At 71.1% G+C, this 15,093-nt stretch carries 10 protein-coding genes; 1 reads left to right on the top strand and 9 read right to left on the bottom strand.

The features are described 5' to 3' along the window. Positions 1-47: 47 nt before the first annotated feature. Both LBW94_RS09360 and LBW94_RS09355 read right to left on the bottom strand, forming a co-directional pair. A complete protein-coding gene (locus tag LBW94_RS09360; protein ID WP_225059616.1) occupies positions 48-875 on the bottom strand; it encodes a patatin-like phospholipase family protein in 828 nt (275 codons plus the stop codon). Positions 876-1,359: 484 nt separating this feature from the next. Then, positions 1,360-1,623 carry a hypothetical protein gene (locus tag LBW94_RS09355; RefSeq protein WP_225059615.1) on the bottom strand — a complete coding sequence of 88 codons (264 nt, stop codon included), beginning with the start codon at positions 1,621-1,623 and terminating at the stop codon, positions 1,360-1,362. Between the two features lie 263 nt (positions 1,624-1,886). Between LBW94_RS09355 and LBW94_RS09350 the strand changes: the two genes are divergently transcribed. Then, positions 1,887-2,648: a hypothetical protein gene (locus tag LBW94_RS09350; RefSeq protein WP_225059614.1), complete on the top strand. Its 762-nt coding sequence runs from the start codon at positions 1,887-1,889 to the stop codon at positions 2,646-2,648. Between the two features lie 440 nt (positions 2,649-3,088). On the opposite strand, the gene LBW94_RS09345 is transcribed toward LBW94_RS09350, so the two are convergent. From LBW94_RS09345 to LBW94_RS09315, 7 genes are all read right to left on the bottom strand, one after another. Further along, entirely contained in the window at positions 3,089-3,472 is a 384-nt protein-coding gene (locus LBW94_RS09345; protein WP_225059613.1) for a MarR family winged helix-turn-helix transcriptional regulator, read from the bottom strand. A gap of 329 nt (positions 3,473-3,801) precedes the next feature. Beyond that, positions 3,802-4,422: a hypothetical protein gene (locus LBW94_RS09340; RefSeq protein ID WP_225059612.1), complete on the bottom strand. Its 621-nt coding sequence runs from the start codon at positions 4,420-4,422 to the stop codon at positions 3,802-3,804. Between the two features lie 169 nt (positions 4,423-4,591). Further along, positions 4,592-5,119 carry a hypothetical protein gene (locus LBW94_RS09335; protein ID WP_225059611.1) on the bottom strand — a complete coding sequence of 176 codons (528 nt, stop codon included), beginning with the start codon at positions 5,117-5,119 and terminating at the stop codon, positions 4,592-4,594. 52 nt (positions 5,120-5,171) lie between these two features. Then, complete coding sequence (locus tag LBW94_RS09330; RefSeq protein WP_225059610.1) at positions 5,172-5,363, bottom strand: hypothetical protein; 192 nt, start codon at positions 5,361-5,363, stop codon at positions 5,172-5,174. A gap of 232 nt (positions 5,364-5,595) precedes the next feature. Then, positions 5,596-7,257 carry an acyl-CoA dehydrogenase gene (locus LBW94_RS09325; protein WP_225059609.1) on the bottom strand — a complete coding sequence of 554 codons (1,662 nt, stop codon included), beginning with the start codon at positions 7,255-7,257 and terminating at the stop codon, positions 5,596-5,598. Then, a complete protein-coding gene (locus LBW94_RS09320) occupies positions 7,254-13,028 on the bottom strand; it encodes a type I polyketide synthase (protein WP_225059608.1) in 5,775 nt (1,924 codons plus the stop codon). Before LBW94_RS09320 ends, LBW94_RS09325 begins: the two co-directional genes overlap by 4 nt. Positions 13,029-13,069: 41 nt before the next feature. Next, positions 13,070-14,758 carry an acetylserotonin O-methyltransferase gene (locus LBW94_RS09315; protein ID WP_225059607.1) on the bottom strand — a complete coding sequence of 563 codons (1,689 nt, stop codon included), beginning with the start codon at positions 14,756-14,758 and terminating at the stop codon, positions 13,070-13,072. Between the last annotated feature and the right edge of the window lie 335 nt (positions 14,759-15,093).

Here is a 15,093-nt window from a genome sequence, read left to right as displayed (position 1 = left end):
ATATGTTTCGAATCAATGTGCGCGACATGACCGTGTCGATCCGACCGTCACCGGCTACTCCGATCCGATCGGCGGGTCCAGTCGGCCGCTCGGACCTCGGGCGCGGCGGCGACTCCTTGGCGCATACCCGCAAGGAACGCTTCGGGCCAGACCGAGTGGTCCGACAGCGTGGTGCCCAGGGCCTGCCTGGCCGCAGCGTCGGGGGCGATGCGGACGAGGTGTGCCGCCTCGATCGGATCGATGGTGGGTACCGTATGAGCCATCGGTTCGACGAGTACGACGGTCGTGGCCCCGTCGGCGAGATCGGCATTGGCGCGATTGCGGAAGGCGCCGTCGATGTAACGGTGCCCATCGATCGTCACAGGGGCCGTCATGCCCGGCATCGTCGTGCCTGCCGCGACCACCAGCGGCAGCGGCATGCCGTCGCCGGCCCGCCACACCACCGGCTCACCGGATTCCGCGTCGACGACCGGGAGCACGAGACCCGGGTGCCAGGCGCTGTCGCCGAGTAGTTGATACATGTCACCCACATGGTCGGTCTCGGACGGCACGGCTGCGTCCAGAGCGAGCCGGCCGAGGCGGGACCGCACCGGGAGATCGAGAACACCCACCTCCATGATGGCCGCCACCTGTTCCAGCACGGACCAATCGAAGTCCTTCGTGGCCTCCGCATACGAACGCGGCCGGGGCATTCGCACCGCGCCGAGGTCTTTCGCACCGCCGAGGAGCGCGCCGGCGATCGCACCGGCAGATGTGCCGACGATCGTATCGGCGTCGGCCAGATCGATACCCGCCCGGCGCAGCCCGGTGATCAGGCCGAACAACCACGCCGTGCCGGGCACACCACCGGGCCCGAGCACAACCACCCGGCTCATCGCCGACCTGCCCACGCGGCGCGGACTGCCGGTGCTGTCATGGAAAAATCAGCCTTCATCGAGTGCGGACCCCTCCGGCCGAGATTATGCCGTACCCGTCCTGCTCGCGCGACCGCGACTACATCGCCTGATAGGTTCTGCGGCGGAAGGGCTTTCGGGCGAGCATCGCGGGCACGAACGGCCAGCTCGGCGAGGCCACCACACTACTCCACGACACCATCGCCGGCAGTGAGCGGGTCGCGACCGGACGCGGTGACGCGAACTGCCAAGTCCTCGCGAGTTCAGATCAATACCGAAGCCGCCGGCCAGCATTGGACAGTCGTGCTGTCCGACAACGGAACAGCGTTCTTCACCGACAACGACGTCGTCTCGACGCCGACGGGAATCAATGAGACCCACCCGAATCCGGTGGTCCACGGCACCACGGAGGTGATGTCCCCGCACGCGGTCCGCCACGATACCGGCGAGGTCATCGACGGCTCGGTCACCCTCCCGCCGGGCGAAGAACGCTGTTATCCCGAAGTTTTCGTGCACCGGTATCGGGTTCGCCCGCCACCAGTCCGGGGCCGTCGTCGTCGTACATCGACTTCAGCGTCCACGGGGTGCCCAACGTGCCCGCCCCCGACTTCATCACCGGATCCCCGCAGGGCCGGCCCTTCGCATTGGCGACGGCCGAGCCGGTGACCGCACCGGTCGTCAGCGCCACCGCGCTCGCGGCCAGGACCGCCGTCATCAATCGCATCTTCATGAATTCCCCTGTGTTCGTGCATATTTCGACTTCGAATACAGGTATGGGCAGGCAGGCGGGGGCGATCGTGGCGGATCTACTGTCGGCAGGCGCGCTCCGGGGCGAGCGGTATCCGGGCGCCTGCTGCCGACATGCCGGGTGAGGTGGACGGTGGATGCGCGACCGACGGCGTCGTCGGGCGCACCGCTTTCGGGGACTCGGTCGTCTGCGGCGGCGAGGTGGTTGTACACCGCCTCGATGGGACCGGCGGAGACGCGGGTGTCGTGGACACCACCGGTGCGGTGGGTGTCGTGGTCGACCGTGCCGGAATCGTGGTCGTCGTGGCGTTCGCGGGCGTCGTCGTGGCGTTCGCGGGCGTCGTCGTGCCGGTAGCGCCGACGGTCATGGGTGCAGCGCTCGCCGGCGCCGTCACGGTGCCGGGCGGTGTCGTCGATGGGGTGATGACCAGCGTCGTCGTGACCAGCGTCGTCGTGATCGGCGTCGTCGTGGTGATCGGCACCGTGGTGGTCGGTGTCGTCGTCGTGATCGGCGTCGTAGCGATCGGCATTGTCGCGGTGGCGGACACCGTCGCCGGGGACGCCGTCGTAACGGTGGTGGTCACCGCGCCGGGGGCGACCGTGACGATCGGCGGATCGGCCGACACTGTCACCGTGCTCGGATCGGCGGTCACCGTCACCGTCGACGCGCCCGCCGGAGCCGCGGAGACCGTGACCGTGGATATCGACGGCACGGTGCCCGGGTCCGGCACACTGGGCACGGCCTGGACCGAAAGGCTGGCCGTGGCCTCGACACTCGCGCTCATCGGGGCAGGCGCGGGGCCGACGGCCGGGGCATCCGGCGTCGTGGCTGCCGGGGTTTCCGTCGCGGTGGCCGGGTCGGTGCCGGGGTCGGTGGATTCGGCAGCGGGCTCGGTGGTTCCGGCGTCGGCGGCGACGCCGGTATCCGAGACATCGCCCGCGGCAGGGGCAGTGCTCGATGCGTCCGATGTCATGCCGGTGTCCGCGGTGCTCGGAGTGGCCCCGTAGCCGAAGGTCTGCACGACGGACCCGCGCGGAAGCGCACCGGCGGTGCTCGTCTGCATCGATGTGCTCGAATCCGCCCGCACCGCAAGCGTTATCCCGATCACGGCGGTCGCCAGGGCGGTCACCACGCCCGCACGCGGCGCATGCCGTCGCAACCTTCCGGCCGACGGGCCTCCGGTCACCCGGTCACACCACCGCGGCGGCCGCGGCCCCACGGCGGCATCGCCGATCGGATCGTCGATGGATTCCGTTGCCGTATCCGGTGATTCGACCGGCTTCGTGGCCCGGTCCCCGCCGGCGATACCCTCGCCGGCCGATGTGTCGGCGCCCTCGCAGGCGTCCGCGGTATCCGTCCGTTCGGACGACTCTGTCATGTCAGGATCCGATTCGCTGTCGAAAAAGGCAGCGCGCGAACACATCCGAGCCGCCACGACGATCGAATATCAGGGTCTCGGGTACGGCTCCACGTCGCGCAGCCGCTGCTGGTGGATTCGTTGCAGTTCGCCCGCGCGGGTGAGAAAGCCGGCGATGATTTCGAGTTCGTCGGGGTCGTACCAGCTGAGCAGCATCTTGTAGCTCTCGACGATCACCGGTGCGACGAGTTCCTGGGCGCGCCGGGCCGCGAGTTCGGTGGCCACCACGATGACGCGCCGCCGATCGGTCGGGTGCAGCGAGCGGGCGATATAGCCCTGTTTCTCCAGCCGGTTGAGCATGATCGTGACGCCCGACGCCGTGAGGCCGAGCCGTTCGGCCAGCATGCTCGGCGTCGTGGACTTCTCATCCTCGAGCAGGACGATCTCCAGCGCACGCCGATCGGTCTCGTTCACGCCCAGCACTCTGATCACTTCGCGGACCAGATCCTCGACGGTTCCGTGATAGAACTCCAGGGCCTTTCTGAGCTCGTCCGAGATCCGGGCGGGTTCGATTGACCTCGGACACACAGGCTTTCCCCTCGATCGATCGGCCGGCAGCCGATGCGATACTCTGTATCGTGAGTGGCTGACACTACACCAAACCCGAAGCGGGCCAACCACTATCGGGAACAGTGCGCACCCGGCCCGACTCGGGCGGGACCTGGACCGGCCTGCTCGCACAAGCCGGTCCAGGCATGTTCACCACCGTCCGCCGGAGCGGACCGTGGCGCCCGTCCCCGGGCTCAGCTGACCGTGGTGGTGGTCAGGGTCGGGGACGGATTCGGGTAGCACGAGGTCGCCACATTGCCGACCAGGGCGACATTGGTCGTCATGGTCATACCGGGGCTGGTGTAGCTGGTGCCCGCGTACTTGCTGGTGATCGATGTCCCGGAGGCACCGGCGGTGACATTGATGGTCACCGCCGGCGGGGTGAAGCTGGTGCCGCCGGAGATCGGGCCCGGCACGGTGAGAACGACGTTCCCACCCGAGGTGGACACGGTGCCGGACACGGTACCTCCGGAGGCGGAGGCCGAGACCAGCGTCGAATTCGCCGGGGTCGGGAAGGTCATCTTCAGATTGCTGATGTTGTTCACGGTGAGGCCGGACGCCGAGCTGGGAACCGACGAGGAACCCGGCGTGAGGGTGATGGCCACCGCGCCACCCGACGCCGCCGAACTCGGCGCGGTGCCGGTGACCGAGGTGGTCATGCTCGAGGTCTGGCTGATCCCGAACACCGTGCCCTGGCAACTCCAGTTCACGGTGGTGGCGGTGGCATTCGCCGGGGTGGCCAGACAAAAGACGGTGGCGACCGCGACCGGCATCAGAACGCCGGCCCGGAGCAGGGCAGAATGGATCGATCGCATAGCTGTCTCCAGAAAAGGTGAGCAACGGCGTCGGCGGGAATGTCGAGCCGCATCGAAACGTGTTTGAAATATAACCTGTTCTCATCTTGGCGCAGCCACGATATTTAATAACAGTTGGGTAACGAAACCATTCATACCTGCGCTGTAGTCATTGTCGGATATTGATTTTTCACTTCGGAAAGTTAACCAGAGAAAGCTTTTCTGAATGGATTGATCGAGCCCTGACCGCACCCCCGGAACACCTACTTCCGGATCGTTGAACCCGAAATTCGACGAAATATCGCCCGCCATCCGAGATTATGTCCGAGGCAAGTGCAGGTGCAAAATCAGGAAGTCGTTGCATCGGTGATCGCGACCGGCGGTGTGCCGGGCCTCGGGCAAGGCCCGCCGTGGCGGCGTCGCGATGGCGACGGCGCCGCCGTAACCGGCCCACCAGCAGCTGCGTGCGGGCGCGCTCGAACGGCATCGGCACCCGATCGTGTTCGGCGATGGCGAGTTCGGCGGCCGCGGTGGCCGCCTCGAGATCACCGCGAGCGGCGAACAGCATTGCCCGGCACCGTAGCCCGGCGGCGAGCATCCGGGCGCGATCGACGCGACGGCCGTCGCGCTCCAGCGCATCGATCGGCGGTTCGGCCTCGCCGAGACGATCGAGCCCGATCAGCGCCTCCACCGCATCGGGCAGGAACAACGCGAACATCAGGTGGCGTCCGGCGCCGCGCGAAACGCGTCCAGCAGCGGTCGCAGGACGCTCAGCGCCGCTTCGTGATCGCCGAGCGAAACCTCCAGGAATACAGATCGAGCCACACCTGAGCCGTGCGGGATGCGATGAGCGCGAGTTCATTGCCCAGCTGCCGGGCGATCTCGGTGAGATGTGCGGCGAACGCGGCGGGATCACCGAGCCAGAATCCGACCAGAAAGCTGTGGAAGGCAACGAAAATCAATTCGCCTTCCTCCCCGCGTCGACGGCGTCGCGCGTGATGGCCGCCAGTTCCGCGCGGGCTCGCTCGAGCCGGCCGGTGAACGCCGGCAACAGCGCGTTCTGCACCCGCGGCGCATCCCATTTCGCCGGGCGGCCCCTGGGGCCACCAGTGGACCGTCGACCTGGGCGCGCACCGACGAGCCACCGGCACGCGGGCGGCGCGGATCACCTTTCGCCCGGCCGCGCCGGCCCGGTCAGCCGGCTGTGCCGCGCACCAGTTGCGCGGGGATGTCCAGCAATTCGACGAGCACGTCGACGTGGGTGATCAATCGGCGGCACACGTCGTCGATGCGGCCGGGCAGGGCGAGGACCTCGGAGGCGGACAGCAGGTCGTGGGCCAGGTACCAACCGTCGTGCGCCGCAACCTCTTCCAGGCAGGACAGTTGATACAGGTCGGCCAGTACCGTGCGGTGTGCGGGCGGCGCGGCGGGGCCGTGCCATTGCTCGTGCAGGGCTTCGGCGGTGAGGCGGGCGGCGTGGGCTTCGCCGAGGCGCTGGGCCAGTTCGGTGTGGCGGTTCCAGGTGGCGAAGGTGAGGCCGTCCGGGGTGTCCAGGCCCTGTTCGAGTTCGGTGTAGAGCAGGCGTTCCCGGTGGCCGAACAGTTCGGCCCAGTGGTCCTGCACCGAATCCGGTTCGGGCGCCGGGTAATCCGGGTCGTGGACGAGGGACCAGGCGGCGTCCAGCAGGATCAGGCGGTTGTCGCCGCCCGCGGAGCGGAATGCGGTGGTGAGTCCCTGGTACTCCAGATAGCCGTTGCCGGAGAAGAATCCGGACGCGCCGGCGCTCGACCGGGCCAGGGTGACGGCGGTGTCGGCCAGTACCCCGGTCGCGACCTTGCGGATCGAGAGGTTGCGCATGGTGGTCGGCGCCGGGCCGTCGCCGTCCGGTGCGAGGCGCCAGGAGTCCGCGGTGGTGCGGTGGGCGACGACGGTGGCGGCCAGCGCGGCCGCCGTGGCGGTGCACAGCAGGCGCTGCTGGTTGAGGTGGTCCAGGGCCGCGCATTCGCCCGCGAGGCGGTCCAGGGTGCGGCGGCCGCGGGCGTGCGCGAGCGCGCGGACGACGGCGGCGCGGGCCACCGCGCCGAGGCCCGCGGTGACCGCGCCCCAGGCGAAGCGGCTCATGCTCACACTGCGGCGGCTGCGGGTCCCGGGGCCGTCCAGCGGGTCGTGATGTGTTCCGGCGGCGGTGATCTCGGCGCCGTCGCGCAGCCAGCGGGCATACGGGACGCGGGCACCGGCGAAACGCACGGTGGCGTAGTCGACCGGCAGCAGCGCGGTGCGCGGGCGCGGTTCGATGACGACGCCGGGGCACGGGCCGTGTTCGTCGCGCAGCGCCACCAGGAACAGGTTCGTGCCCCGGTCGACGCCGCCGACCCGCAGCCGGGCGCTGACCACACCCATCCGGGCCACACCGCCGCGGCCGACGTTCACCGGATGTTTGGCCGCGTCCGCGTCCGGGGTGTGAAGGACGAATTCTCCGGTGGCGGAGTCGTATTCGGCTTCGGTGCGGATTCCGGAGCTGCTGTTGCCGCGACCGGCCTCGGTCATCAGCGCGGCGCCGATCCAGCGGCCGGACGCCAGCGCGGCGACATCCGCGTCGGCCGCGCCTTGATCGATCGCATTGCCGATGGCCATGCAGTGGTGCAGGAACAGCGTGTGGAACAGGCGCGGGTCGGTCACGGCGGCCAGTTCCAGCACGGTCCGCAGGGTGTCCGGATCGGTCAGCAGCGGCCGGTCACCGAGCCGGTCGGTCAGCCGGCGCAGCGCCGCGTACGGCGAGGGTTCTCCGGTGTCGGGGTCCGGTGCCACCAGCGCTGGGTCGGTGAACAGTGCGGTGAGGTCGAGCGTGCTGGTCATGGTCGGTCGGTCGCTCCCTGATCGGCGGTCGGTCGGCGCTCGGCCACGACGGCCGACCACCACTGGTCGATCGCGGCGGCCAACGCCGGGGCATGGGCGCTGAGCATCGTGAAGTGATCACCCGGAACCGCGACGGCGGTGTGCGGCAGCTGCCATCGGGTCGGGACGATCGCGTCCGCGCCCGGGATCGGTTCCCGCGCGGTCAGCACCAGCGTCGGCGTCCGGACGGCCGGCGGCCGCCCAGCGGCGAGCACGCGCAGATATCCGCCCGCGGCGGTCAGCCGATCCATGCCCGGGTCGAAACCACCGTCGGCGAGCACCCGGGCCAGGACCAGGGGCAGCAGGTCGGCGTGCAGCACCCGGTCGGGCCAATAGCTGTCCAGCAGAACCAGTCCGGCGGCAGGCCGTCCCGATTCCTCGAGCCGCTCGGCGACCGCGTGCGCGACCACGCCACCGGCGGAATGCCCGCACAGCACCAGCGGCGACGACCCCGGATCCCGGGTGAGCGCGACGGCGTGCGCGGCGGCGAGGGCGGCCATATCGGCGGGTAGCGGTCCGGGCGTGGCGAATCCGGGCTGCGGTAGCGCCAGTACCGTGTACGCATCCCCGAATGCCGCAGCGAGCCCGGCATATTCGTGCGGTCCCCCACCGGGCAGCACCGACGGAAAGCAGACCAGCGTGTGGTCACCGCCGCTCCCGCCCAGCCGCACCGGCGTGGTCGCCTGCGCCGCAGCGCTGTCGGCGTCGAAGGTCGGCCGCAACCGTGACGCCACCGCCATCAGGTCGAGCGCCACCTCCGCCCGCCCGTCTCGGCACGCCTGCCGGACCAGTGCGCCGAGACCGTCCGAGGCGACAGGCGGGGCCACGACACCCAGCAGCCGATGCAGGTGAGTGCCCAGCGCCCGCGGTGTGCCGTGATCGAATACGACGGAGGCGGGCAAGGCCACGTCGAACGCCCGGGACAGCCGGCCGCGCAACTCCACCGCGGCCAGTGAACTCGCACCCAGCGCGGTGAACGCGTCGTCCGGCCCCACCTCCGCGACATCGGCGTACCCGAGGACGACGGCGGCATGACGACGCACCGACTCCACCGACTCGGCCTCCGTCGGTGCGGCAGGTCCCGGCAGCGAGTCGCCGCGCGCCGACGGCGGTTGGGTACGCACAGATCTCGGCGGCGAACGGAGAACCGCAGTCCCCGAGGACGAGTCGATGCCCGCCGCCGCCGGACGCCCGGACGGGTGGTCGAGCCAATACCGTTGCCGCTGAAACGGATAGGTCGGCAACTCGACGTGCGGGCCGGACTGCCCGGCGAACAGGGCCGACCAGTCGACCGGTGTGCCGTGCACGTACGCCTCGGCGGCGGAGAGCAGCATCCGCTGCAGATCACCGGCCCCGCGATGCAGGGTCCCGACCGCGGTGACGGTGTGCCCCGCCGTCCCGGCGGTGTCCAGAATCGACTGGGTCAGCACCGGATGCGGGCTGACCTCGACGAAGTCGGTGTAGCCCGCCGCCAGCAGACATTCGACGGCACGGCGGAATTCGACCCGGTGGCGCAGGTTGCGATACCAGTACGACGCGGTGAGCTCGGCGGTGTCCAGAGGCCCGGCCACCACCGAGGAATAGAACGGCACGGATGCGGATCGCGGTGCGAGAGTGCCGAGTTCACGCGTCAGCTCCGGCTCGATCGACGCCACCTCGGCACAGTGCGAGGCATAATCGACCGGCAGCACCGTGGCCCGGACACCCCGCTCGACGAGCGAGGCGACCAGTTCGGTCACCGCCGCGGCCGGCCCGGAGACCACCGTCGCGTGCGGCCCGTTGTCGGCGGCCACCGACAGCGCGCCACGGTCATCGGACAGCAGACCGGCGAGTTCGCCGGCGGACAGCGCCACCGCCGCCATCGCCCCCGCGAGCCGCGCGACCGCCGCCGCCCGGCGCGCCACCAGCGCCGCGGCGTCGTCGAGCGACAGCGCGCCACACACCACGGCGGCGGCGATCTCGCCCTGGCTGTGCCCGATCACCGCCGCGGGCCGCACACCCAGTGCCTCCCACACCTCGGCGAGACCGATCATCACCGCGAACAGCGACGTCTGCGCGACCTCCACCCGATCCAACGACGGTGCGCCCGAAGCGCCTTCGAGCACCGCCCGCACCGACCAGTCGACGTGCGGCGCCAGCGCGCGGTCGCAGGCGTCCACCGCGCGAGCGAAAACCGGGGATTCGGCGAGCAGTTCCGCACCCATTCGTTCCCATTGCGACCCCTGCCCCGGAAAGACGAACACCGGGCGCACATCCGGGCGGGCCACACCGACCACCGCGTGCGGCGACACCGCCACCCCGCTCACCTCGCCGAGCCCCGCGAGCAGTTCGGCCCGGTCGCGGGCGACCACCACCGCCCGCCGGTCGAACTCGGCCCGCGCGCCCACCAGCGCCCGGCCGACCGCACCCCGGTCGCCGGCCACCGGTACAAGCCGAGCAGCCAACTCCCGCAACGCGTTCGAATCCCGCGCCGACAACACCCACGGCACCGCCACCCCGTCCGGCGTCGGCACCGGCTCGGCCGCCACCGCAGGCGGCTCCGCGAGGATCACGTGCGCGTTGGTACCGCCGATACCGAAGGCCGACACACCCGCCCGGCGCACCCGGCCGGTCCCAGGCCACGCCTCGGCGGCCTGCACCAGCCGCAGCCCTCGCCCGGGGCCGGACGGAAGTCCGGGCCGCTCCGGACCGGTGTGCAGCGTCGCGGGCAGCACGCTGTGCCGTAGCGCCAGCACGGTTTTCACGACACCCACCAGCCCCGCGGCCGCCTGGGTGTGCCCCACATTCGATTTGGCCGAGCCCACCCGCAACGGCCCCCCGGCATCGGCGCCCCCGTACACGGCGGCCAGCGCCTCGGCCTCGATGCGGTCGCCGAGCGGAGTGCCGGTGCCGTGCGCCTCCACCACGTCGACGCCCTCGGCGCCCACCCCCGCATCGGCCAGCGCGGCCCGCAGAACCCGTTGCTGGGCTTGGCCGTTCGGTGCGGTCAACCCGTTGCTCGCGCCGTCGGAGTTCACCGCCGACCCCGCCACCACCGCCAGCACCGGATGCCCGGCGGCGACCGCCCGCGACAGTCGTTCCAGCACCAGCGTGACGACCCCCTCACCCCACGCCGCCCCGTCCGCCCCCGGCCCGAACGCCTTGCACCGCCCATCGGCGGCCATCGCACCCTGCCGCGTGAAGTCCACGAAGGACGCGGGCGTCGCCATCACCGTCGTCCCCGCGACCACCGCCGACCCGCATTCACCGCGACGCAGCGACTGTGCGGCCAGGTGCAATGCCACCAGCGACGACGAACATGCGGTGTCCACCGCGAGCGCCGGCCCGTTGAGGCCCAGCGTGTACGAGATCCGGCCCGCCGCGACAGCACCGGAGTTACCGGTCAGCACCAGCCCGTCGAACTGCTCGGGCGCCTCGAACACCCGTGGCGCATAGTCCGACGCCATCTGACCCACGAAAACGCCCGTGTCCGAACCCCGCAGCGCCGACGGATCGATACCGGCCCGCTCCAACGCCTCCCAACCGGTCTCCAGCAACAATCGCTGCTGCGGATCCATCGCGGCGGCCTCGCGCGGCGAGATCCCGAAGAAGCGCGCATCGAACTCCGCTGCGGCGGTGAGGAAGTGCCCCGCGCCGGCGGCGGACCGCCCGGGCGTCGCCGGATCCGGATCGGTGAGCCGGGCCAGATCCCAACCCCGATCGGCAGGAAACGGTCCGACCGTCTCACCACCGGCCACCAGCAGCCGCCACAACTGTTCGGGCGACGCGATGCCGCCGGGCAACCGGCAGGCCATACCGACGATGACGACGGGATCACCGTCCGCCGCGCTGCCTTCACCCGCGGCTCCGCCCGGCCCGGCGGTCCGCGGCTGCGCGGCGGCCAGGTCCACCAGGTGCCGGGCCAGCGTGTCCGGGTCGGGGTGGTCGAACGCCACGGTGGTGGATACGGGCAGGCCGGTGGCCTCGGACAGCGCCACCGCCAGCCGCACCGCCCGCAGCGAATCGACGCCCAGGTCGCGGAAGGGACGACGGCCACCGAACTCGGCTGCCGGAACCAGCGCCGCCACACATTCGCGCACCAGCGCTGCCGCCGCGCGCACCCGATCGGCCGGCGGCCCGGACGCCCACGGGTGCGGACGAGCCGGGCGCGCCGCCGCGCCGGCCAGCACCTGCGCCAGCCGCCCGCGCGCGACCTTTCCGGTGGGTGTGACCGGTACCGTGTCGACGAGCAGCAACTCCAGCGGAAGTTGGTATTCCGCAGCGCCTTTGGCCAGCAGGTGGGCGCGGACCGTCGCCAGGTCCAGGGTGTGCCCGGGACGGGTCGCGACGATCAGGCAGGGATACTGGCCGAGCCGGGGGTCCGGTTTGGCCGCGATCGCCGCGGTCGCCACCTGCGGCAGGTCGCTGAGCAGCGACTCGATATCGGAGGCGGCGAATTTGACGCCGCCGACATTGATCACCTCGGCGTCGCGGCCCCGGTAGGCCACCGTGCCGTCGGGGTGGATCGAGGCCAGGTCGCCGGTGCGCAGCCAGCCGTCGGCGGTCAAGGCCGCCGCGGTGCCCGCGGGATCGCCCAGGTAGCCACGGAACATGTGCGGGCCGCGGTACTGCAATTCGCCGGTCGCGCCGACCGGGCAGGGCGCGCCGGACGCGTCGACCACTCGGACGCTGCTGCCGGTCAGCGGACGGCCGATACTGCCGGTCGCGACGTGCGGCGGATCGTCCGGGCGGGTAACCGTGCCCGCGCCGAGCTCGGACATGCCCCACTGCACGATCGTCGTCGCCCCGGTCCGCTGCCGGATGTCGGCGACCAGGCTGCCCGGCACGGCCGCGCCGCCGGTACGGACCTCGCGCAGCCGCAGCGGCCCGGTGTCCGGGTCGGCGAGGCCGGTCACCACGTCGCGCAACTGGGTGGGGACCGCGAACAGCACTGTGGCGCCGGACCGTTGGGCCAGGCGGTGGAAGGCGGCGGCGTCCCAGCCGCGCAGCAGCGCCTGCCGGCCGCCGGTCAGCAGCGACAGGTGGATCGACAGCAGCCCGAACAGGTGGGTGAACGGGCCGGCGCTGACGAGGATGTCGGCGCCGGAGGCCGCGCCGTCGCGCGCGACGGCCGCCGCGTTGGACAGCAGGGTCCCGTGGCTGTGCAGGCACAGTTTGGGCCGGCCGGAGACGGTGCCCGAGGAGGGCAGCACCACGAACGGCAGTTCCGGATGCAACGGCACGGGCGCGGGGCCGCGGCCCCGAAAGTCGTGCAGCAGCGCCGCGAACGAGACGACGCCGCGCGCCTCGGTGTCACCGACGACCACCACCTGCCGCACCGCCGCGATCACCTCCGCCGACAGCGCGCGACCGGCGGGCCGGACCAGCGCCCGCGCCTCGGCGCGCCGCAGCAGGGCCAGCAGATCGCGGTCGCCGTAGGCGGCGTGCACCGGCATCATCACGGCGCCGAGTTCGGCGACGGCCACATGCGTCAGCAGGAACTCCCACGAGTTCGGCAACTGCACCGCGACCACATCACCGAGGCCGACCCCGAGCTGGGCCAATCCCGCTGCGAGTGCGCGGGATTCGTCGCGCCACCGGGTCCAGCTGTACGAGGTGACGCCGTCGAGCACGGCGGTGCTGTCGCCGGATCGGTCGACGGCCGCGGCGAAGACGTCCGCCAGCGTCCGATGCCGGGTGCGGTCCGCGAGTTCCGGCGGGCCGACCAGATAGTCGTCGACCGACACCGCCATCAGCACATACCTCGTTCATCGTCGTTCATCGGGTCGGCCGATCAGGCCGGAATCGCGCGCCGCCGGGCGATCAGCAGATTACCGTCCAGCGGCAGCGCACTCACCGAGGTCACGTCGAAACCGCTGTCCGCCAGCAGTTCCGCGTAATGCGCGGCGGTCCGTTCCCGGCCGCCTACATTGCACAGCATGTGCAGATCCCACGGCACCGCCAGCGACCGGGCGCCGGCCTCGGGCAGCAGCCGTTCCACGATCAGCAACCGCGCGCCGGGCCGGACGGATTCGGCGCAGCGCCGCAGGATGTCCCGGCACTGCACGTCGTCCCAGTCGTGCAGCACCCGCGACAGCAGGTAGACGTCCCCGCCCGCGGGCACTCCGACGGTGAAATCGCCTGCCACGAAGTCACATCGATCGGCGACACCGCCGGCGGCCAGCTTCGGCCGGGCCCGTTCCAGCACGTGCCCGCGCTCGAACAGGACCCCGCGCAGATGCGGCGCGTGCCGCAGGATCCGGCCCAGCAGTTCGCCGTTGCCGCCGGCGATGTCCACGACCACGGCCGCGTCGGTGAAGTCGACCAGTCCGGGGATCGGCTCGAACATCGGCGCCGACGCCGCCATCGCCGCGTCGAACAGCGCAGCCAGCGACGGGTTCTCCGCGAAATGATCGAAATGCGCGCGGCCGAAGACTGTTTCGTACCCTTCGCGGCCGGTGCGCACCGCATGCGGCAGGGCGGCGAAGGATCGGTAGAACGGCCCGCCGTACAGCAAGGCCAACGGCCGCATCGAATGCCGGGCGTCCGCGCGCAGCAGCTCACCCAGTTCGGTCGGCACCCAGGTCCGCCCGATCCGGCCGACCACGCCGAGCGACTCCAGGTAGCGCAGCAGCCGGGCCAGCCCGTCCGGGTCGACGGCCAGCCGGTCCGCGAGTTCGTCGATCGAGCCGCCGGCGCCGTCGGCCAGCGCGTCCGCCACACCGAGTTCCGCCGCCGTCGCGAGGGCGCTGGTGGCCCAGGCTCCGGTCATCAACTCCAGCAACCGGATCGCCCGATCCTCCGGTGCGGCGGTCCGGTGCGCTCGCAGCGCCGCATCGTATCGCCCGTGGATGCGCAACTCGAGCCGCCGGTAGCCGTGCGCGGACGCCGCGCCGCGGAAGTACAGCACCGTGCAGTCCTCGACCGCGTTGTAGCCGCTGCCGTCGGCGGTCAGGCCGCCCTCCTCGATCAGCAACGATCGCAGTCCGGCCACCACCACGTCGTCCGGCGCGGCGACCTCCAGCGCCACATGGAACTCGTTGCGCTCCAGCCGCTCCCGGCCGGCCAGCGTGCCGAGATCCGGTCCGGCCGCCAGCGCGAACAGCTCCACCGCCCGGAGTTCGCCGTCGACGGCGGGCACCCGGATGTTCACGATCGAGACGTCCAGGTGGGCAGGGTCCACCCCGTAGCGCCGTCCGAGCCGTTCGCGCACGACCACACTGGGGATCGCGCCGTCGACCGCGAGCCCGTCCGCCCGCAGGTCCTCGATCAGCTCGGCGGTCGAGGCGGGGAAGACCAGCACGGCGGCATGCGCGAGCGTGCAGTGGGCCACCACCTGCGCGCGCCGGTACTCGGACAGGCCCGGCGCCAGGCCCGCCAGCACGCTGTCCGCGTCGGTGTCGCGCACGAACGACAGGGATTGTTCGACAACTTCGGAATCGGCTCGGTCGAGTTTCCCGGCCCACCGGCGTCGCACCAGCATCGCACTCCTTGACCACGCCACCGCCGGTCCTCGGACCGGGCACACGTCGATATTCGAAAGGGCACTCGCGCGACGCTGCGACAGTACCTGGCGTGCCAATGTTAAAGGCGGCGAGCGAATCTCGTACTGTGGCCTGCCTCACCTCGCGCGACATTCACGACGTATTCACGAAATACCGTCGGCCATATCGAAATTGCCGAACAGCGTCCGCCGGGTTATCGCGGCGTGTCCATCCGGACAGGTGAATTCGACACGCCGGGGCCACGGACCGACAGCCCGGGGCCGGGCCGCCGAAACCCGGTATCCCACTTTCACAGTCGGCAGATGTCCACCGA

It is taken from the genome of Nocardia sp. alder85J (assembly GCF_020176955.2).
Taxonomy (GTDB): Bacteria; Actinomycetota; Actinomycetes; order Mycobacteriales; family Mycobacteriaceae; genus Nocardia.
This window is presented reverse-complemented; position numbering and strand designations above follow the sequence as displayed.

What these genes read in the sequence shown, in the direction of transcription:
- LBW94_RS09325 (WP_225059609.1), bottom strand. Translation starts at nt 7,257, where the DNA reads ATGACCAGCACGCTCGACCTCACCGCACTGTTCACCGACCCAGCGCTG.
- LBW94_RS09315 (WP_225059607.1), bottom strand. Translation starts at nt 14,758, where the DNA reads ATGCTGGTGCGACGCCGGTGGGCCGGGAAACTCGACCGAGCCGATTCC.
- LBW94_RS09355 (WP_225059615.1), bottom strand. Translation starts at nt 1,623, where the DNA reads ATGAAGATGCGATTGATGACGGCGGTCCTGGCCGCGAGCGCGGTGGCG.
- LBW94_RS09360 (WP_225059616.1), bottom strand. Translation starts at nt 875, where the DNA reads ATGAGCCGGGTGGTTGTGCTCGGGCCCGGTGGTGTGCCCGGCACGGCG.
- LBW94_RS09340 (WP_225059612.1), bottom strand. Translation starts at nt 4,422, where the DNA reads ATGCGATCGATCCATTCTGCCCTGCTCCGGGCCGGCGTTCTGATGCCG.
- LBW94_RS09320 (WP_225059608.1), bottom strand. Translation starts at nt 13,028, where the DNA reads ATGGCGGTGTCGGTCGACGACTATCTGGTCGGCCCGCCGGAACTCGCG.
- LBW94_RS09335 (WP_225059611.1), bottom strand. Translation starts at nt 5,119, where the DNA reads ATGTTCGCGTTGTTCCTGCCCGATGCGGTGGAGGCGCTGATCGGGCTC.